Genomic DNA, 19,680 nt, shown 5'->3' with positions numbered 1-19,680 from the left:
TCCCGCATGCCCGCCACCAGACCACTCCACCTCGCCGCCGAGATCGGCGGCCCGCCACGCTACGACGCCGCCTCCCACGTCGCGCTCGCCCGCCTCGCCGAAGGGGGCGCGCTCGACTACGTCACCCTGAGCGACTCCTTCGCCCGTCCCGGTCCCGACGCGCTCGCCGTACTGGCCCGCGTCGCCCCGGCCACCACCCGGATCGGTCTCGTGCCGACCGTCACCACCACCCACACCGAGCCGTTCCACGTCTCGTCCGCCGTCGCCACCCTCGACTGGGTCAGCAAGGGCCGGGCGGGCTGGCTGGCCGACGTGTCGACGACCGAGGCCGAGGCACGGCTGTTCGGCCGGCGCCCGGCGGCACCCGCCACCGCGCTGTGGCAGGAGGCGGGAGAGGTCGCCGACGCCGGGGCGAGGCTGTGGGACAGCTGGGAGGACGACGCGGAGATCCGGGACGTCGCCAGCGGCCGCTTCATCGACCGCGACAGGCTGCACCACATCGACTTCGAGGGAAGCACCTTCTCCGTCCGGGGCCCGGCCATCGTGCCCAGGCCGCCGCAAGGCCGCCCCGTCACCGTCATCGACGGCACGAGCGGGCCCTCACGGGAGCCCGCCGCGCGGCACGCCGACGTCGTCCACGTACGGGCCACCTCACCCGGGCAGGCGGCCTCGCTCCGCGACGACCTGCGCCGCGGTGCCGCGGCACACGGCCGGGACCCCGACAGCCTCCGGGTCCTGGTCGCCCTCACCGTCGACCTCGGGGACGCCGAGACGGCACCCGAACCCGGACTGGAGAGCGGCCCGCAGCTCGCCGGGCGGGGGACCTACTTCCGGGGCGGCCCGGTGGACCTCGCCGAACTCATCACCCAGTGGCACCGGGGCGGAGCCGTGGACGGCTTCCACCTCACCCCCATCACACCGGAGCGCGACCTCGAGAGGATCGTCAACGGAACCGTGGCCCTGCTCCAGCACCGCAGCCTGTTCCGCACCTTCCACCCGGGCGGCACGCTCCGCGAGCACCTCGGGCTGAGCCGGCCGGCCAACCGCTACACACATGCGAGGGCCTCGGAGGTGACCTCATGAAGCAGATGCACCTGGCCGCCCATTTCCCGGGCGTCAACAGCACCACCGTGTGGGCCGATCCCCGCTCGCGGAGCCAGATCGAATTCGCGTCCTTCGAGCACCTGGCCAGGACCGCGGAGCGCGGGAAGTTCGACTTCTTCTTCCTCGCCGAAGGGCTGCGCCTGCGCGAGCACAACGGCCGCATCCACGATCTCGACGTGGTGGGGCGCCCGGAATCCCTCACCGTCCTGAACGCACTGGCCGCCGTCACCGAGCGCCTCGGACTGGCCGCCACGGTCAACGCGACCTTCAACGAGCCGTACGAACTCGCCCGCCGCCTCGCCACACTCGACCACCTCAGCGCGGGCCGCGCCGCATGGAACGTGGTGACCTCGTCGGACGCCTTCACCGGCGAGAACTTCCGTCGTGGCGGATACCTCGACCGGGCCGACCGGTACACCCGGGCGGCCGAGTTCGTCGCCACGGCACGGGAGTTGTGGGACACCTGGACACCGGACGGCACCTCGCGGCCGTTCGCGCACTCGGGCCCGCACTTCGACATCAGCGGGGAATTCACCGTCCCCCGCTCGCCCCAGGGGCACCCGGTGGTCATCCAGGCCGGGGACTCCGACGAGGGCCGGGAGTTCGCCGCGTCCACGGCCGACGTCATCTTCACCCGGCACGGCACCCTGGAAGCCGGACGCGTCTTCTACGCCGACGTCAAGTCCCGGCTGGAGAAGTACGGCCGAGGGCGGGACGACCTGAAGATCATGCCCGGGGTCACCGTCGTCCTGGGAGACACCGACGCGGAGGCCCACCGGAACGCCGCCGAGATCCGCCGCAAGCAGGTCTCCCCGCAGAACGCGATCCTCGCCCTCGAACAGGTCTGGGGCCTCGACCTCTCCTCCTACGATCCCGACGGGCCCCTCCCCGACATCGATCCGGACCCCGGATCGAACATGGTCCAGGGCAGGGCCCGGGTCGCGGACCCGCAGGCCGTGGCCGCGAGATGGCGGGCGCTGTCCGAGGCCAAGGGGCTGTCCATCCGTCAGACGGTCATCGAGACGACGGCGCGGCAGTCCTTCATCGGCTCCCCGGAGACGGTCGCCGGCGAACTGGCGATGTTCGTAGCCGGGGACGCGGCCGACGGATTCATCCTCGTACCGCATCTCACCCCGGGCGGCCTCGACGACTTCGTCGACCGGGTCGTCCCGCTCCTCCAGGAACGCGGAGTCTTCCGCTCGGAATACACCGGCTCCACGCTGAGGTCGCACCTCGGGCTGGCCGACCCGGTGTGGAAAGGTTGACGGCATGAGCACGGACGCACAGCAGGACAGCGAGGAGTTCCACGCCTGGCAGCGCTGGCACGAGGGGCGCATCGTAGCCGTGGCCGCTCCGCACGGCCCGCTCTCCCTCACCGGCACGCACTGGCTCGCCGACCATCCGGAGGGTCGAATTCCGGCCGTACCCGGGCTGTGGCGTGAGGAGGGCGGTGAGGTGGTGCTCACCGCCACCCCGGAGGACGGGCTGACCGTCGACACCAAGCCGCTGGCCGGTGAGATCCGCCTCGGCGCCGACCGCGGCTCCATCGACACGTCCAGGGTCGCGCAGGGGGACCGCCGACTGGTCCTGCTGAGCCGCGAAGGCCTGTGGGCGGTACGGGACTTCGACCCGAAGTCCCCGGCCCGTCAAGCCTTCCGGACCATCGACGCCACGCCGTACGACCCCGAGTGGTCGCTGGAGGGCACCTTCCGGCCGTACGGCTCCGACCGGACCGTACGCGTCGAGAACGCCGACGGGCGTGAGCGGGGGCTGGGGCTCTCGGGCGAGATCAACTTCACCGTGCGGGGAGCCAGGCACACCCTCCAGGTGGCGGTCGAGCCCGACGGTTCGCTCTGGGCCGTCTTCGCCGACGCGACCAGCGGGGACAGCAGCTACCGCTTCCGCTTCCTGCGGCCGCCGGCGCCCGACGGGAACGGCAACGTACGGGTCGACTTCAACCGCACGCTGCTTCCACCGTGCGCCTTCGCCGACCACTTCATCTGCCCCTTCCCGCCCCCGGGCAACACCCTCACCGTGGCCGTCCCGGCGGGGGAGCGGAACCGGATCGACGGCTGAGCCGTCCCACCCCGGACGCAAGGGCCCGGCACACCGGCCCCGGCAGCCACAGGGCTGCCGGGGCCGGTGCAGCCGTGTGCCGATACGGCCGAAAAGGCACCCTTGCGTGGCGCATCGGCGCCCCCCAATACTCCCGAGCAGCGTCCGTCGGAAGCATGACGAATCCGAAATTCGAACGCATTTCGGAACGCGTCCGTGCTACCTGACCGCGCCTCACGGGTCCGGCCACCCCACAGGCGGGCCCCCGACTCCCTCGGGAGGAATCACAAGTGAGGATCAAGCACCCCTACCCCCGCAGCGGCCGCACAGCGAGACGCAGCCGGATCACGGCCGTGTCCGCGGGCCTCCTGGCCCTCGCGGCCCTCACCGTCCCCACGGCCGACGCCGACCAGGCCGACACCTACAGCGCCGACCGGCTCAGCGCGGCGGGAGAGGCCGTGCTCGAAGCCGACGTCGCCGGCACCGCCTGGAACGTCGATCCGGCGGCCGGACGGCTGGTCGTCGTCGTGGACAGCACCGTCTCGCGGGCGGAGATCGAAAGGATCAAGGATTCCGCCGGAACCGACGCGGGGGCCCTGCGGATCGAACGCACCCCCGGAAAGCTCAGCAAGCTGATCTCGGGGGGTGACGCCGTCTACGCCTCGGGCTGGCGCTGCTCCCTCGGCTTCAACGTCCGCAGCGGCAGCACCTACTACTTCCTGACGGCCGGCCACTGCACCGACGGCGCCGACACCTGGTGGGCCGACCCGGCGCGCACCATCGTCCTCGGCACCACCGCGGGTTCCAGCTTCCCGGTCGACGACTACGGCATCGTCCGCTACACCAACGACTCGGTCACCAAGTCCGGCACCGTCGGCAACCAGGACATCACGAGCGCGGCCAACGCCACGGTCGGCATGCCCGTCACCCGGCGGGGCTCCACCACAGGGATCCACAGCGGCTACGTCACCGGCCTCAACGCCACCGTCAACTACGGCGGCGGCGACGTCGTCCACGGCATGATCCGCACCAACGTGTGCGCCGAACCCGGCGACTCCGGCGGCCCCCTCCACTCGGGCCCCCGGGCGATCGGTCTCACCTCGGGGGGCAGCGGCAGCTGTTCCACCGGCGGGACCACCTTCTTCCAGCCGGTGACCGAAGCGCTGAGCGCCTACGGCGTCAACGTGTACTGACCGTCCGGGCACCGCGCACTCCCGTGAGCCCCCGCCGATACGCGGCGGGGGCTCCCGTCCGGACGGCGGCTCTTGAGAGGATGTCGGGACGGCCGGTCGCAGAGGCACCACGGGGGGCGGACGCTGTGCCCGTCCGGAGGGGTGCCCTCCGGGAGCCCCCGGCAGACACCAGGGGGTTCCAGATCCGTGAAACGCATCGGAGTGACCGGTCACCGCTCCATCCCCCAGGAGGTCCACGCGCACGTGCTGGAGGGGCTGAAGGCGGCACTGTGCGGACACGAGGGCTCCCTGGAGGCGCTCTCCAGCCTGGCGGTCGGCGCGGACCAGCTCTTCGCCGACGTCGCCCTGGCCCACGGCGCGGAGCTGACCGTGGTCATCCCCAGCGGGGACTACGAGGCCGGCTTCGCCGACGAGGCCGAACTGCGGCAGTACCGCATGCTCAAGGCCCGGGCCGCCCGTGAGATCCGGCTGGACTTCCCGCACTCCACCGACGAGGCCTACTTCGCTGCGGGCGCCTACATCGCCGACCACTGCGACCGGCTGCTCGCGGTCTGGGACGGCCGGCCCGCGCGCGGTCTCGGAGGCACCGGCGACATCGTGGCGTACGCCCGCGGTCTGGGGCGGCCGGTCACCGTCATCTGGCGCGACGGGGTGGAGCGCGACTGAGCCCGTCCGCGCTCACACCCGGTGCCTGACCAGCCAGTCCGTGTGTTCGGGGGAGACGATCCGTTCGGTCTCGAAGACGGCGGCCGCCCACTGCCGCTCGGTGAGCGTGGTCTCCATCGCGGCCTGCATGTTCTCCAGGTCCTCCTCGACCAGGGAGTGCGCGCTCACCAGAGGGTGATGACGGCGCATCTCGTTCCAGGCGAGAAAGGCCGCAGCGGCGGCGGAGAACGTCCCCGTCAGTGCGAACGACCCGGCGCCGCCGAAGGTCTGCAGGACGGCGAGGACCAGTGCCGGCAGGGTCAGCGCGGCGATGGTGCTCGACCAGACGAGGGCACCGCGCCGCGACACCAGTCTGCGCCTGCGGTACCAGCGCCGCTGCTCGATCAGTCTGTCGCGGATGTACGTCTCCTTGCGTACGGTGAACGCCTTGTCCCGCAACTCCCGCATGGACGCGGTGATGAGACCGCCGCCCGAGTCGGCCATCTCCTCGCGCGGGTCGTCCCAGCCGACCTTCCGCAGCTCCTGGAGCCCCTCCTCGAGGCGGCTGGCGAAGACCGCCTCGGGGTGCTGGACCGCGGAGTCGAAGGGGGAGCCGTGGACCGCGTAGCGCCAGCAGTTCGACTTGATGAACTCGGCGGCGGAGCGGTTGAGTTGCCAGTGCGACTTTGCTTTGCGCCTGGAGCCGAGATAGGTCGCGATCAGGACACCGAGATAGGCCAACACCGCGATACCATCGAGGAGTTGTATGTCGGTCCCGACCTCGGCGTGCCAGGGCAGGGCAGCCGGCACGGTGCCCACGACGAGCAGGACCAGCTGTATGCGGGTGGTGTTGACCGCCTCCCGCTGACGTGCGACGGCGACGGCGTCGGTGTGGTGGAAGAGCGCGGGCAGATCAGCGCTCCTGAAGACCATGCTCTGGAGTGGTCCGGGAATCGCCGTCATGATCACTCCTGTATTCGATGTAGTGGTCACCCCGGCCCTTGGATCGGGTTACCGCTCATTCGGAGTAGTTCTGCGGAAATCACTCGGGTTACGGCTGTACGAGTCGAGTTGCGCACCGGGGCCATGAGAGTAAAGTCGTGCCGCCGGACACTGCAATGGTGCAGGTGCCGGTGCTGTTTCCGTGTCCGGAACGAGCCCATCGAGGACGGCCGTGAAGACCTACGAATCCACTCCGACATTCGCTGTCGCGAAGCGTCGTGTGCCGCTTGCGAAGATCGAAGCATCCGGCAGTGCAGCAGCCAGGAAGATGGGCCGGGTGCTCGCGACGGCAGGCGGTCGCCCGACACAGATCTCCACATTCAACTCCTCGCTGTAGGAACAGCGGGGAAGCCGGTGCCGTAAAGCGTCAAGAATTCCACCCGTTCGGCCGATCGTCTTCCGTCGTCGTCGGCCGGATCCAAGGCGCGGCTGGACTAGAGTGGTGGAATGACAGGCCCCGCGGTCCCGTTCCGCGAAATCGTTCTGAAGGTTCACAGCAGGTGTGACCTCGCCTGCGATCATTGTTATGTCTATGAACATGCGGATCAGAGCTGGAGAACCCGGCCCAAGACGATTTCTGATCACGTCATCGCCAAGACGGCACAGCGCCTGGCTGAACACGCAAAGACACACGCACTGCCCTCCGTGTCAGTGATCCTGCACGGAGGGGAGCCTCTGCTGGCGGGCCCCGCCCGTCTGCGGCGCGTATGCGAGGAGTTCGGTTCCGCCCTGTCGGGCGTCGCGGACCTCGACCTCCGGATCCACACCAACGGCCTTCAGCTCAGCCCCCGGTATCTGGACCTCTTCGACGAGTTCGGCGTCAAGGTGGGTATCTCCCTGGACGGCGACCGTGCGGCCAACGACCGGCACCGGCGCTTCGCGGACGGACGCAGCAGCCATCCCCTCGTGCTGAAGGCGGTCGAGCTGCTCCGGCAGGACCGCTACCGCCACCTCGATCTCGGTCTCCTGTGCACCATCGACATCCGGAACGACCCCCACGCGGTGCTGGACGCCCTGGTCGCGCTCGACCCCCCGCTCATCGACTTCCTCCTCCCGCACGCCACATGGGACGAGCCGCCGCCCCGCCCCGACGGATCGCCCACGGCCTACGCCGAGTGGCTCCTCGCGGTCTTCGACCGCTGGCAGGAGGAGGGCTCACCCGTCCCGGTGCGGCTGTTCTCCTCGGTGCTCTCCACGCTGAGCGGCGGCCCGAGCCTCACCGAGTCCCTCGGGCTCGCCCCCACCGACCTGGTGGTCGTCGAGACCGACGGCCAGCTGGAGCAGGTCGACTCCCTCAAGAGCGCCTACGAGGGCGCCGCGGCCACCGGATTCGACGTGTTCTCGCACTCCTTCGACGACGTCGCCGCCCATCCCGGGGTCCGGGCGCGGCAGCTCGGTCTGGCAGGCGTCAGCGAGACGTGCCGCCGGTGCCCCGTCGTACGGTCCTGCGGCGGCGGGCTCTACACGCACCGCTACCGCTCGGCGAACGCCTTCGACAATCCGTCCGTCTACTGCGCCGACCTGGAGGCGCTGGTGCGGGGGATCGAGGCGCGCACGAGCGCGGTCACCGTGTCCCCTGCGCTGAACGACCGGCATGAACTGGCCGCCGAGCAGCACGACCTGACCCGGACGCTCCTCGCCGGCCTCCACGACGCTCTGGACGGCCGCGGCGGCGCCCGCTGGGACGAGGCCTGGGGGCTCGCGGGCGTGCTGGAGTCCTCCGGCGAGGGCGCCGCCGGGCTCGACCGCGTCCTGGCGCACCCGTACACGCGTACCTGGCTGCTGGACGTCCTGGAAGGGCTGCACGCCGAAAGGCCCGGAGCCGTCGGTCAGGCACTGCGGCTGCCGTCCTACGTGGCGGCTGCAGCGGTGCGCTCCGGTCTCGACCTGGAGGTGCCTGCGGACTACCGGGACGGCAGGCTCTTCCTGCCCACGCTCGGCGAGCTGCGCCTCGCGGAGCCGGGCGAGGCGGGCCGGGCCCGGGTGCGAGCCGTCGGCGAGGGGCTCTCGGTCCGGCGGGAGACCGGCGGTGAACGGATCGTACCGAGGGGGGCGGACGGTCCCGAGTGGCTCCCGGTCCGTCACTGCACCGTCGGGGGAGCGCTCCGGCTCGCCCTCGACGACGTGGACCCCTACCGGGACTGCTTCGAGGCTCCGGCCGCGCCCCGTCTGGGCCGGGCGGAGGCGGAGTCCTGGACCGAGGCCGTCGGCAGGGCGTGGGAGCTGCTGGAGAGGGCCGCGCCCCGGCAGACGGCGGAGGCCGCGGGGAGCCTGACCACGCTGACCCCGCTCGTGGCCGGCCGGAACGCGAAGCGGCCGCACGGCTACGGGGCCGTCGGGCTCATGATGACGGGGGACGGCCAGGAGCTCGCCCTCGCGTTGATGCGCGGTCTGCGGCAGACGGGACTGCGCGCCCTCCTCGATGTCACGGATCTCCACGCACTGGACGGGGCGTGGGAGTACCGGCTGCCCTGGGAGCGGAATACAAGGGTCCCTTTCTCCGGACTGCTGGCCGGCACATACGAACGTGTGGGACTTTCCTTCCTCTTTCCCGGATTCCTGGACGGAGTGCCGGAGGCGCTCGACATGATGGACGGTGCGGCCGAGCCGACCGTCGGGGGAATGCGGCTGCTGAGGGCACTCCGGGACGAGGTGAGAGGTGTACATGGGACAAGTGGGATGAACATCCTCATGAATGCCGTGGATCTCGAACCTGTTCGATGAATCCTGGGTATGGATGACTGAAAAGCGGCGTTGATTGACCGAACGCCATGGGGGTGGAGCACAGTCCGCTCCGGAATGATGAATTCGCTCGCACCCTCTCCATAGTCCTGGGATGCGGGTGCTCACACAGGACGGGGGTCGTGTGCACGCATGACGCAACAGCGAGCGGACCATCGGCCGTACTTTTTTCTGAGCTACGCGCATACACCGGGGTACGGCGGTGGATCGGACCCGGACATGTGGGTCGAACGGCTTTTCCAAGATCTCTGCGGTCATGTGATGGCGATGACCAATCTCCCCGCGGGATCTCCGGCCGGCTTCATGGACCGGGAGATACGCTCCGGAGAGGGCTGGTCCGAGCGGCTGGGGAATGTCCTGGCCAACTGCCGGGTCTTCGTCCCGCTGTTCTCGCCGCGCTACTTCGCCAGCGAGATGTGCGGTAAGGAGTGGTACGCCTTCGAACAGCGCGCCATTCATCACCGGGCCCGGTCGAATCAGCCCGCCGAGGCGATCGTCCCCGCGCTCTGGGTGCCGGTGCAGCCGAGCCAACTGCCGGGACCGGCCGAACGGTTACAGTTCAATCACCGGGACTTCGGTGACCGGTACGTCAGCGACGGCCTCTACGGGCTGATCAAGCTCACGCTGTTCGCCCAGGACTACGAGCAGGCCGTCTACCATCTGGCCAAACGCATCGTCCACGTCGCGGACACCGTGCAGATCGGCTCGGGCAGACCCCTCGACTTCCGCCTCGTCCCCAGCGCCTTCGGCGCACCGGGCAGCGGAGCGGGCGCCCCGAGGCCCATGCGGATCAGCATCGCCGCCCCCACCCGCCACGACCTGCCGGAAGGCAGGAACCCGGAGTACTACGGCGACAATCCGCAGGAGTGGAACCCGTACCACCCGGCCGCGGCCAGACCCCTGGCCTACGTCGCCGAGGAGCTCGTGCGGTCCCTCAACTACCAGGCCGTCGTCACGTCGTTCGACGAGGAACCCGGGCAGCGGGAAGGCAAGCAGCCGCCCAGTACCCCGGAGATCCTCCTCGTCGACCGCTGGGCCCTGCAGGACGAGGACCTGAGACGGCGGCTGGCCGCCTTCGACCGGGAGAACCGGCCCTGGGTGACCATGGTCGTCCCCTGGTGCAGGGAGGACCATCAGAGCAGGGCGGCCGAGGCCGAACTGACCGAGAAGCTCGAGCAGACGATGCCGGTCAAGATGCGGCAGGGGCGGGCCTTCTGCCGTGTCGCGGCCAAGGGGGTGCCCAGTATGGAGGCGTTCGGCCAGATCCTTCCCCAGGTGGTCGAGGTGGCCGCCCAGCAGTACCTCAGGCACGCCACGGTCTACCCGCCGGCCGGCGGACGCCACAGTGAACGGACGCGACTCATGGGGCCCATGGGCAACACCCGGTTCATACCCGACATGCACGACCCTGCGACGGATGCGGAGGACGTATGACAGCCGGTCGTGACGGGCGCATCGTCACTTTCTACTCGTACAAGGGCGGCACGGGGCGCACCATGGCCCTGGCCAACACCGCCTGGATCCTCGCCGCCAACGGCAAACGGGTGCTGGCCGTCGACTGGGACCTGGAGGCCCCGGGACTCCACCGGTTCTTCCATCCCTTCCTCGACCCCTCGACGCTCGGGGCCACCACCGGCGTGATCGACCTGATCACCGAGTACGCCTGGGCGGCGACCAACCCCGCCCAGCGGGCCGACGACTGGCACCGCGACTACGCCCGCATCCAGCCGCACGCGGTCTCGCTCACCCCCGAGACGTTCGGCTGGGAGTTCCCGAGGGGCGGCACCCTCGACTTCGTCTCCGCCGGGCGGCAGAACCGTGAGTACTCCGCCACCGTCTCCACCTTCGACTGGGACAACTTCTACGACCGGCTCGGCGGCGGCCACTTCTTCGACGCCCTGCGGGACGACATGAAGGCCAACTACGACTACGTCCTCATCGACAGCCGTACAGGGCTCAGCGACATCGCCGACATCTGCACCGTCCACCTCCCGGACGTGCTCGTCGACTGCTTCACCCTCAGCGACCAGTCCATCGACGGCGCGGCCTCGGTCGCCCGGCAGATCGCCGAGCGTTACACCGGCCGGCCCATCTCCATCTTCCCCGTCCCGATGCGGATCGACGAAGGCGAGAAGGAGAAGGCGGACGCCGGCCGGGCGCTGGCCCGGCTGAAGTTCGACCGGCTGCCCCGTGACCTCTCGGGCGACGAACTCACCGCCTACTGGGGCGCGGTGGAGATCCCGTACCGCCCCTACTACGCGTACGAGGAGACCCTGGCCACCTTCGGCGACGAGGCCGGGCTGAGCAACTCGCTCCTGTCCGCCTTCGAACGCCTCACCGCGGTCGTCACACAGCAGGAGATCACCTCTATGCCCCAGGTGGGCGACGAGGTGCGGCTGCGCATCCGTGACGCGTTCACCCGGCGCAGGCCCGCGCTGCCCGCCGATCTCTTCCTCAGCTATGTGGCGGAGAACCGCATGTGGGCCGACTGGATCGAATCGGTCCTCACCCGGGCGGGGTTCCGCGTGGTCCCGCGCGACGTCTCCGCCGACCCGGGCCCCGTCGACGCCCCGCACGCGGCCGAGACCGCCGCCCGCACGGTCGTCCTGCTCTCCAGCGCCTACCTCAAGTCGCAGCGGGCCGTCGACCTCTGGGAGAGGGCGGTCTCCGAGGATCCCGGCGGGGGCCGGCGTCAGCTGCTGCCTCTCAGGGTCAGTGACGTACGGCTGTCCGCGCCGTACATCGACCGCAACCCGGTCGACCTGTTCCGGCTGGACGAGGTGCACGCCACCACGGCCCTCATGCGCGCCCTGGACCGGCCGGTGCAGCTCGGCGACGGAATGTCGCCCGGTCCCCGCTTCCCGGGCACCGTGCCCCGGATCTGGAACGCACCGCCCCGCAACCCGGGCTTCACCGGCCGCTCCCTGGTCCTGGAGCGGATGCGTGACCAGCTCGGCGGCGGTATGGCCGTGGTGCTGCCGCAGCCGCAGACCCTGTACGGCCTCGGCGGCGTCGGCAAGACGCAGGTGGCCCTGGAGTACGTGCACCGCTTCATGGCCGACTACGACCTGGTGTGGTGGATATCGTCCGAACAGATCGACGACGTCGTGGCCAGCCTCGCGGAACTCGCCGTACGGCTCGGCGCCCAGGGCGGCGACGACATGGCGGCCGCGTCCCAGGAAGCCGTGGACCTGCTGCGGCGGGGTGTGCCCTCCGAACGCTGGCTGCTGGTCTTCGACAACGCCGACGATCCCGAACGCCTCAGCCGCTACTTCCCGCAGGGCGGCTCGGGACACATCCTCGTCACGTCGAGGAACCAGACGTGGTCCCAGCACGGTGACGCGCTGCCCGTCGACGTGTTCCTGCGGGAGGAGTCGATCGAGCACCTCCAGCGCCGTGCACCGGGGCTGAGCGACGAGGACGCAGCGCAGGTGGCGACCGCCGTCGGGGACCTTCCGCTCGCGGTCGAACAGGCGGCGGCGTGGATCGCGGAGACCGCCACCCCGATCGACGCCTACCTGGAGCAGCTGGCCCGCCAGGCCCCCCAGGTCCTCGCCCTGAACCAGCCGGCCAACTACCCGGAGCCGGTGGCGGCCACCTGGAACATCTCCATCGAACGCCTCAAGGAGCGTTCCCCCGCCGCGGTGCGGCTGCTCCAGCTCTGCGCGTTCTTCGCGCCCGAGCCGATCTCCGCGAACCTCCTCTACAGCAAGGAGATGATCGAGGCGCTGAAGCCGTACGACGCCTCGCTCCAGGAGAAGCTGGTGCTGGGCCGGGTCATCCGGGAGATCGGCCGCTTCGCCCTCGCCAAGGTCGACCAGGTGTCGAACTCCATCCAGGTGCACCGGCTGGTGCAGGCGGTCATCAGGGCGCAGCTCAGCGAGGAGGAGCAGCGCGAGGCCAGGCATGTCGTCCACCGCATCCTGGCGGGTGCCCGGCCCGACGACGACGAGCCGATCGACAACCCCGAGACCTGGCCGCGTTTCGCCACGATCTGGCCGCACCTCGGCCCGTCGGACGCGCGCAACTGCAGGGAGCCGGAGACCCGCAGGCTGCTGATCGACCGGGTGCGCTACCTGTGGAAGCGGGGAGACGTCCGGACGGCGGGCCGGCTCGGGGACGAGCTCCGCGACACATGGCGGGACATGCTGGGGGAACGGGACCTGCAGTACCTCTACCTCTGCTTCCACCAGTCCAACATCCTGCGCACCCGCGGCCGGTACGTGGAGGCCAAGGAGCTCGACGAGTTCACTCTCAGCCGGCAGCGGGAGGTGCTGGGGCCCGAGCATCCCCACACCTACATGACCACCAGCAGCCTGGCCATCGACCTGGGGCTGCTCGGTGACTACGGCAGGGCGATCGAGCTGGCGACCGCGGCTCACGAGGGGTTCAGCCAGATCTTCCACGACCGGCACCCCCGGACGCTGGCCGCGGCCAACAACCTGGCGCTGAACCTGCGGAGCGTCGGACAGTACGCACGCGCCAGGGAGATCGACCAGGACGTCTACGACCTGCGGTCCGAGGTCCTGGGGCCCGAGCACCCGTACAGCCTGTCCTCCGCCATGTGCCTGGCGCGTGACCTGCGTGAGGTCGGGCGGTACGAGGACTCGGTCGGCCTGCTCAGCCGGACATACGACAGTTTCAAGGCCACACTCGGCCGGACCTATCCCACCACGCTGAGCGCCGCGAAGAGCCTGGCGGTCTCCCTGCGCAGGGCGGGCCAGCTGGAGGACGCGCGGAGGCTCACCGTGGCCACCCGGGCCAGGTACCGGGCCAAGTACACCTCCGCCAACCCCGAATCGCTGGCCTGCGACCTGAACATGGCGGCCGACCTGTTCGCGGCGGGGGAGCCCGTCGCCGCAAGGGACACCGCCCAGGAGGTGGTCGACCAGTACATGAAGGTGCCGGGGGAGCAGCATCCGTACACCCTGGCCGCGCAGAACAACCTCGGCGTCTACCTCTCGGGGACCGGCGAGTCCCTGGAGGCGGAGAAGCTGCTGACGCGGGTGGTGGCCTCCATGCGCGAGGTGTTCGGAAGGGAGCACCCGAACACGCTGTTCTCCGTGATGAACCTGGCCAACGCCACGGCCGACCGTGGCGGGTCCGAGATCGTGCTGGAGACGGAGCGCACGGTGGCGGGCCAGCTCAGGGAGGTCCTCGGGGCGCACCACCCGGAGACCCTGGCCATGACCTCGAACATCGCGGTCACGCTCGACGCGATGGGACGCAAGGACGAGGCGACGAGGGTGCGCGCGGAGACGGGGGACGAGCTGGCGCGACAGCTCGGGGACGAGCACCCGCTGACCCGGATAGCGAGGGACGAGCGGAGGTTCCGGCGCGAGCTGGAGCCGATGGCGGTGTGAGCCGGCGGGCTCCGGGCCCCGGAGGTCCGGGGCCCGGAGCACCTTCCTCGATCAGCAGACGGCGGCTTCCCGGTCGTCCAGCAGCCAGTTGAGGATGTCCGGCAGTACGGACAGCGCGTCGAAGTGTGCCGCCGCCGGTTCCAGTACGGCGGTGGCGCCGGGGATCTGTGCTGCCAGCCAGCGGGAGTGTCCCACGGGTGAGAACACGTCCTTCACCCCGTGCCACAGCATCACCGGCCCCCTGATGTCCGCGGGGTCGAACCCCCACGGCCGGGAGAACGCCATCGCGTCGTCGATCCAGCCGTAGGCCGAAGTGCGCAGACCCTCACGGAAGTTGGCCAGCAGCATCGTGCGGATCCCGGCGTCGTTGACCACGACCCGGTCGGAGTCGGTCAGCTCCCGGCGGAGGTCGTCCAGGAGCCTTGCCGGGTCCTGCCGGATCGCCTCCGAGCGGCTGATGAACGACTCCGCCAGCCCGTCCGGATCGGCCGTGGCCCTGGAGTACGCGAGCACGTTCGAGGCGGCCATCCCGTCGAACCAGTCGAGGCCTTCGGCATCCCGGGGAGCCAGGCTGACCAGGGCGGCGGTCCGGGTGACCCGGTCGGGCATCAGCGCCGCGCAGGCCAGGGCGTGCGGAGCGCCGCCCGAGCGGCCGACCACGGCGAAGCGCTCCAGACCGAGCGAGTCGGCGATCGCCCGTACGTCCTCCGCGACATCCATCACCCTGCGCCCCGGCTGACGGTCGGAGCCGCCGTACCCCGGCCGGTCGTAGGCGATCAGCTGCGTCTTCCGCTGGTAGAGGACCATCCCGCGTGGAGCGGGACCCAGCCGGCTGCCCGGCATCCCGTGCAGGAGGAACACCGGTCTGCCTCGGGGGTCCCCCTGACGCTCGACCATCAGATGCCGTCCGTCCCCCACGCGCACCCGACTTCGCACGCCGCTCCTCCGCTCGGTCACCCCGCTCGGTCCGGGCATCAACTGCCCGGTGTGTACTGCCTGTTCGATGATGACCTATCGGAAGCGATACCGGCACTCCCTGTCGGGACGAGACGGTGGTGTTCGGGGACGTCCGGAGGCATTCGGTGGTGTCCGGCTCGAGGGACGCCCTCCACGGCATCCGGACTCCGGGAGCTGTTACAGGACAGGACCAGTCCTCACCCGCTGCCGACATCCCGTCGCGCCGGGTGTTCGCGAACGGAACCGACGTGGTGTGACGTCCGGCTTGTGAACACGGCGCGGGTGAACGGTCGTCGTCGTGTGTGCGTCCGGAAGTCGACCTTGTGTGCTACCGGTCGCATCGGAATAGTGGGCGCCCCATCCTCCGTGTTCCGGACACCCCACTTGTCCGTGCACGGCCCCACAGGAGGTCGAAGTTGAAGCACCGACGCATATCCAGGAAGCGCGTGGCCCTGGCCGGATCGGCCGTCCTCGGCCTCGTCGCGGCCGGAGTGACGTTCCAGACCGCGAACGCCAGCGAAGACGTACCCCGGTCCACCCCGCGTACCCTCAGCGCGGACGCGGCCGGAAATCTCGCCACGACCCTGGACAAGGCCCTGGGCGGTGACACCGCGGGCGCGTACTACGACGCGAAGGCCGACAACCTCGTCGTCAACGTCGTGGACGAGGCGGCGGCCGAGCAGGTCCGCCAGGCGGGCGGCAAGGCCAGACTCGTCCAGCACACGCTCGCCGAGCTGACGAACGCCCGGCAGACCCTCGCCGACAAGGCCACCGTCCCCGGCACCTCCTGGGCCGTCGACCCGGTCAGCAACAAGGTGGTCGTCACCGCCGACCGCACGGTCGACGGCGCGGCCTGGGACAAGCTGAGCAAGGTCGTCGACGGGCTCGGCTCCAAGGCCGAACTGAAGAAGACCGCAGGGGAGTTCAAGCCCCTGATCGCGGGTGGCGAGGCCATCTGGGGCGGCAGCGGGCGCTGCTCACTGGGCTTCAACGTGGTCAAGGACGGCGAGCCGTACTTCCTGACCGCCGGGCACTGCACCGAGGGGATCACCAGCTGGTCCGACACCCAGGGCGGCTCGGAGATCGGCGCCAACGAGGGTTCGAGCTTCCCGGACAACGACTACGGCCTGGTCAAGTACACGGCCGACGTGGAGCACCCCAGCGAGGTCGACCTCTACAACGGCTCCACCCAGGCCATCACCAAGGCGGGTGATGCGACCGTCGGCATGTCGGTGACCCGCAGCGGCTCCACCACCCAGGTCCACGACGGTGAGGTCACCGCCCTGGACGCCACGGTCAACTACGGCAACGGCGACATCGTCAACGGCCTCATCCAGACCACGGTCTGCGCCGAGCCGGGCGACAGCGGCGGCTCGCTCTTCTCGGGCGACACCGCACTCGGCCTGACCTCGGGCGGCAGCGGCGACTGCTCCTCGGGCGGCGAGACGTTCTTCCAGCCGGTGCCCGAGGCGCTGGCGGCGTACGGTGCCGAGATCGGCTGACCTGCGGTCATCGGTGCACCGGCGAGCCCGCTCCCTCACGCGAGGGGGCGGGCTCGTCCGCGCACACCGGCCTGCCGCGGCTACCGTCCAGCGGTCAGGCCACCCGCCGCGAGCCGGTCGCTGATGTCGTCCGCGAGCTGCTCGCCGAGTACGTCCGCCCCTCTCAGCAGGTGCCTGAACGAGGTGAGGCGCCGGAACACCTCCGCATAACCGGCCTGCTCCTCCAGGGGCAGCTGCAGCACGTGCAGGCGCCTGATGTCGACGCGGGACGAACTCGATGCGTGCGTGCCGGCCTGGCGGCCGTTGGACGGGGCGCGCAGGCAGCCGGCCAGGAAGTGGGCGTTCAGTCTCGCGGGCTCCACGCGCAGGGCGTAGAGCTGTGGACCCAGGGCCATCGGCGGACCTTCGTGCACCCACGCCCTGAACGCGCGGACCACACCGGCGACCACGACGTCGCCCTCCTCGGCCACGGTCCCGGCGGCCTCGGGAGCCACCCGGGTGCCCGGAGTGCCGTCCCTCAGCAGGTCGGGGACGGTGAGCAGCGCCAGGTCGGTCTCGTGGGGTGACGCCGTGGTCGCCGCCGGCTGCTGGCCGGCGCGCAGGGTGAGGGCTCCGGCCTTGACGAGGTCGCCGACGGTGACGGTCGTGCGCGCGCCCCCGGCCGAGAGGCTCAGCTTCGACAGATGCTGCGTCAATGCGGTCAGCTGGCCGAGAGCGCCCGTCAACTCAGTCCACGAAGCCGCGAGTTCGACGCCCGACGGTGCTCCCGCCGAGATGTGGCGGCCCGGAGTGACGTCGACCTCGTCGTCCAGCAGGTCGAGGAGCGGGACCCGTACGGCCCCGTCCGGGAGTTCGCCCTCCGGGACGTCGAGCTGCGACACGGCGGACAGGACGAAATCCGTCAACGGGCCCCATTCGGGTCCCTGTTCGCGTGCGCCGGACTTCGCGAGCCGGTTGGCGTCCAGCAGGAGGACGTTCTGGGCGGTGGAGGCGGGACCGTCCGGAGCCGCCCGCAGCACCCACAGCTGGAGCGAGACGCTGTGCGGCTGCGCACAGCCCGGCGGCAGTGCGACGACCGCCCGCAGCATGCCCGTACGCAGCAGTGATCCCCGGATGCGGCGGCCCGCCCTCCGTGACGCGACGGCCGGGGGGAGGACGGCCACGGCGGCGCCGCCGGGCCGCAGGTGGGTCAGCAGGTGCTGGACCCAGGCCAGCTCCGGTTCGGTGCGCGGCGGCAGCCCGTGGGCCCAGCGCTGGTCGGTGGCCAGCTCCTCGTAGCCCCAGTCGCGCTCGTTGAAGGGCGGGTTGCACAGCGCGATGTCGGCCCGCAGCCCTGCGAACGGATCGGCTCGCAGGGCGTCGGCCGTGGCGATCTCCGTACGCACGCCGGTCCGGCCCTCCGCCACGAAACCGAGGCGGGCGGTGGCGAGGGCGGCGAGCGCCGGATCGCGCTCGCATCCCACCAGGGTCAGCCCCGGGCCGGTGTACTCCTGGGCGGCCGCGACCGGCAGATGCCCGGTGCCGCACGCCGGATCGAAGACCGTCAGGCCCCCGGCGCCCTGACCGAGCCGGGCACCGAGCGCGATCCTGACCATGAGCGACGCCAGCTGCGCGGGTGTGGTGCTGAGCTGGCGCACGTGGGTGTCCAGCCAGCGCTGCAGCAGGAACTCGAACGTCTCGCGCGGTCCCTCGATCCGTCCCAGCCGCGCGGCCTCACCGGCCAGGTCCCGCGCCTCGTCGGAGAGCTCCGCGAGGGTGGAACGTTTCCGCGGGGAGCGCATCCGGCGGGCGGCCTCGGCGACGGCGAGACCCGAGGCGTCCCTGCTGCCGAGCGCCTCGAACCGGGGCCACAGGAATTCGCGGCCGGTGACGTCGTGGAGCTTGCCGTTGTCGCGCAGCCACTGTTCCACTTCGGACAGCGAGAACTGGGGGCTGACGTCCGTACCGCCGATGCGGGAGGGGAACGAGTCATGGCGCCGGCGCCAGTTGCTGACCGCTGCCCGCCCCACACCCGCGATCCGGGCGATCTCGGCGAGACTGACCGGTACGGCGCCGGCTGCGGGCATTCGAGGTCTCCGGTCCTTGGCGGTTCGGGCGGGTCGGCATCCCAGCGGCCTCAGTCATGGCAGGCTACTACGCTCATTGACTTGGTTCACAGGTCGGTGCGGGGGTGAGGCCGCGCAGGAGCGGGGGAGGCTCGGCCACGTGGCGTACGAGCTCGAATCGCTGTCAGGGGCCGCGCTCCGCCCGGAACCCGTCCTCCGGAGCGGGCGGAACGGGTGGGTCGCCGATGCCGGTGAGGGGTCGTGGTCCGGGACGGCCCGCCCCCGCCACGCCTCAGGACGGGGAGCAGAAGCACGCTCCCACGTCCGGACGTGATCAGATGCGCACCGCGGCCTGGAAGCTGCCGATGGTGTTCATCGACTCGTAGCGGACGTAGGTGCCCGGGTACGGGGCGTGCAGCACGGTGTTGTTGCCCGCGTAGAGGCCCACGTGCGAGGTGTTGCTGAAGAAGACGAGGTCGCCCGGTTTCAGCTGGCTGCGCGGGATGCGGGTGCCTTCGTTGATCTGGGTGTAGGTGGTGCGGCTGATCTGGACGCCGGCCTGGGCGTAGGCCCACTGGGTCAGACCGGAGCAGTCGAAGGAGTCGGGGCCCGTGGCGTAGCGGGCGTACGGCTTGCCCACCCGCGTGTCGGCGGCCTGGAGGGCAGCGGCGCCGAGGGCGGAGGCAGGGACCTCGTTGCCGAGGTCGGCCTGCTCACCGCCGCCGCCGTCATTGCCGCCGCCACCGACGCCGACACCGACGCCGCCCCCGGCGTCGCCATCGGCGGAGGCGGGAGCCTCGTTGCCGCGCTCGACGCGGTCGGCGGCGGCACGGCCGGCGCGCTGTTCCTCTTCGGCGATCCTGGCGCGCTCGGCGGCGGTGAGGGTGTTGAGCAGCTTCTGCGCCTCGGCGAGCTTGCCCTGGGACGTCTTCTTGTTCTCGTTCAGGGTCTTGTGGACGTCGGCGACGTCGGTGAGCTTGCCCTGCGCCTCCTGGCGCTGCTGCGCGAGGGTGCGCTGCTTCGCCTGGATCTTCTGCAGCGACTCGGCCTGCTTGGCCGTCAGCTGGTCCAG

At 70.7% G+C, this 19,680-nt stretch carries 14 protein-coding genes; 10 read left to right on the top strand and 4 right to left on the bottom strand.

Features of this window, described 5'->3' with window-relative positions:
- Positions 1–6 precede the first annotated feature (6 nt).
- The 5 genes from OO67_RS32580 (at position 7) to OO67_RS32560 (ending at position 5,018) form a co-directional block, all read left to right on the top strand.
- A complete protein-coding gene (locus OO67_RS32580) occupies positions 7–1,083 on the top strand; it encodes an LLM class flavin-dependent oxidoreductase (protein ID WP_033305420.1) in 1,077 nt (358 codons plus the stop codon).
- Positions 1,080–2,369 (top strand): NtaA/DmoA family FMN-dependent monooxygenase, encoded by a 1,290-nt coding sequence (locus tag OO67_RS32575; protein ID WP_033305419.1) that lies wholly within the window; start codon positions 1,080–1,082, stop codon positions 2,367–2,369. Before OO67_RS32580 ends, OO67_RS32575 begins: the two co-directional genes overlap by 4 nt.
- Before the next feature lie 4 nt (positions 2,370–2,373).
- Complete coding sequence (locus OO67_RS32570) at positions 2,374–3,180, top strand: DUF1684 domain-containing protein (protein ID WP_033305418.1); 807 nt, start codon at positions 2,374–2,376, stop codon at positions 3,178–3,180.
- A gap of 269 nt (positions 3,181–3,449) precedes the next feature.
- Positions 3,450–4,352, top strand: a complete 903-nt coding sequence (locus OO67_RS32565; RefSeq protein ID WP_033305417.1) for a S1 family peptidase — start codon at positions 3,450–3,452, stop codon at positions 4,350–4,352.
- A gap of 186 nt (positions 4,353–4,538) precedes the next feature.
- Complete coding sequence (locus tag OO67_RS32560) at positions 4,539–5,018, top strand: hypothetical protein (RefSeq protein ID WP_033305416.1); 480 nt, start codon at positions 4,539–4,541, stop codon at positions 5,016–5,018.
- A 12-nt stretch (positions 5,019–5,030) separates the two neighbouring features.
- Here OO67_RS32560 and OO67_RS32555 read toward each other — a convergent pair whose 3' ends face one another.
- Positions 5,031–5,960, bottom strand: a complete 930-nt coding sequence (locus OO67_RS32555; protein WP_033305471.1) for a DUF4231 domain-containing protein — start codon at positions 5,958–5,960, stop codon at positions 5,031–5,033.
- A 211-nt stretch (positions 5,961–6,171) separates the two neighbouring features.
- On the opposite strand from OO67_RS32555, the gene fxsA reads away from it, so the two are divergent.
- The 4 genes from fxsA (at position 6,172) to fxsT (ending at position 14,104) form a co-directional block, all read left to right on the top strand.
- Positions 6,172–6,336, top strand: coding sequence for an FxSxx-COOH cyclophane-containing RiPP peptide (fxsA, locus tag OO67_RS37350; RefSeq protein ID WP_078598423.1), 165 nt, complete (start codon positions 6,172–6,174; stop codon positions 6,334–6,336).
- A 110-nt stretch (positions 6,337–6,446) separates the two neighbouring features.
- Complete coding sequence (fxsBH, locus tag OO67_RS32550; protein WP_078598421.1) at positions 6,447–8,723, top strand: radical SAM/SPASM protein FxsBH, inactivated beta-hydroxylase extension form; 2,277 nt, start codon at positions 6,447–6,449, stop codon at positions 8,721–8,723.
- A 150-nt stretch (positions 8,724–8,873) separates the two neighbouring features.
- A complete protein-coding gene (fsxC, locus tag OO67_RS32545) occupies positions 8,874–10,175 on the top strand; it encodes an FxsC protein (RefSeq protein WP_157841754.1) in 1,302 nt (433 codons plus the stop codon).
- Positions 10,172–14,104, top strand: a complete 3,933-nt coding sequence (gene fxsT / locus OO67_RS32540; RefSeq protein WP_078598419.1) for an FxSxx-COOH system tetratricopeptide repeat protein — start codon at positions 10,172–10,174, stop codon at positions 14,102–14,104. The genes fsxC and fxsT overlap by 4 nt, the downstream gene beginning before the upstream one ends.
- A gap of 51 nt (positions 14,105–14,155) precedes the next feature.
- Here the strand turns inward: fxsT and OO67_RS32535 are convergent, their stop codons facing one another.
- Entirely contained in the window at positions 14,156–15,040 is an 885-nt protein-coding gene (locus OO67_RS32535; RefSeq protein WP_033305414.1) for an alpha/beta fold hydrolase, read from the bottom strand.
- A gap of 437 nt (positions 15,041–15,477) precedes the next feature.
- On the opposite strand from OO67_RS32535, the gene OO67_RS32530 reads away from it, so the two are divergent.
- Positions 15,478–16,563: a S1 family peptidase gene (locus OO67_RS32530; protein ID WP_033305413.1), complete on the top strand. Its 1,086-nt coding sequence runs from the start codon at positions 15,478–15,480 to the stop codon at positions 16,561–16,563.
- Between the two features lie 80 nt (positions 16,564–16,643).
- Here the strand turns inward: OO67_RS32530 and OO67_RS32525 are convergent, their stop codons facing one another.
- Together OO67_RS32525 and OO67_RS32520 are read right to left on the bottom strand one after the other, a co-directional pair.
- Positions 16,644–18,629 carry an N-6 DNA methylase gene (locus OO67_RS32525; RefSeq protein WP_033305412.1) on the bottom strand — a complete coding sequence of 662 codons (1,986 nt, stop codon included), beginning with the start codon at positions 18,627–18,629 and terminating at the stop codon, positions 16,644–16,646.
- A gap of 313 nt (positions 18,630–18,942) precedes the next feature.
- Positions 18,943–19,680, bottom strand: a 738-nt coding sequence (locus OO67_RS32520; protein ID WP_037665772.1) for a C40 family peptidase, incomplete at its 5' end; no start/stop codon positions are given.

It is taken from the genome of Streptomyces atroolivaceus, assembly GCF_000717025.1.
Taxonomy (GTDB): Bacteria; Actinomycetota; Actinomycetes; order Streptomycetales; family Streptomycetaceae; genus Streptomyces; species Streptomyces atroolivaceus.
The sequence above is the reverse complement of the archived record's forward strand: the minus strand, read 5'-3'. Positions and strand labels throughout refer to the sequence as shown.

Excerpts from the sequence above, each read along its gene's own strand:
- OO67_RS32580 (WP_033305420.1), top strand. The coding sequence starts at position 7 with ATGCCCGCCACCAGACCACTCCACCTCGCCGCCGAGATCGGCGGCCCG.
- OO67_RS32575 (WP_033305419.1), top strand. The coding sequence starts at position 1,080 with ATGAAGCAGATGCACCTGGCCGCCCATTTCCCGGGCGTCAACAGCACC.
- OO67_RS32570 (WP_033305418.1), top strand. The coding sequence starts at position 2,374 with ATGAGCACGGACGCACAGCAGGACAGCGAGGAGTTCCACGCCTGGCAG.
- OO67_RS32555 (WP_033305471.1), bottom strand. The coding sequence starts at position 5,960 with ATGACGGCGATTCCCGGACCACTCCAGAGCATGGTCTTCAGGAGCGCT.
- fxsBH (WP_078598421.1), top strand. The coding sequence starts at position 6,447 with ATGACAGGCCCCGCGGTCCCGTTCCGCGAAATCGTTCTGAAGGTTCAC.
- fsxC (WP_157841754.1), top strand. The coding sequence starts at position 8,874 with ATGACGCAACAGCGAGCGGACCATCGGCCGTACTTTTTTCTGAGCTAC.
- fxsT (WP_078598419.1), top strand. The coding sequence starts at position 10,172 with ATGACAGCCGGTCGTGACGGGCGCATCGTCACTTTCTACTCGTACAAG.
- OO67_RS32525 (WP_033305412.1), bottom strand. The coding sequence starts at position 18,629 with ATGCCCGCAGCCGGCGCCGTACCGGTCAGTCTCGCCGAGATCGCCCGG.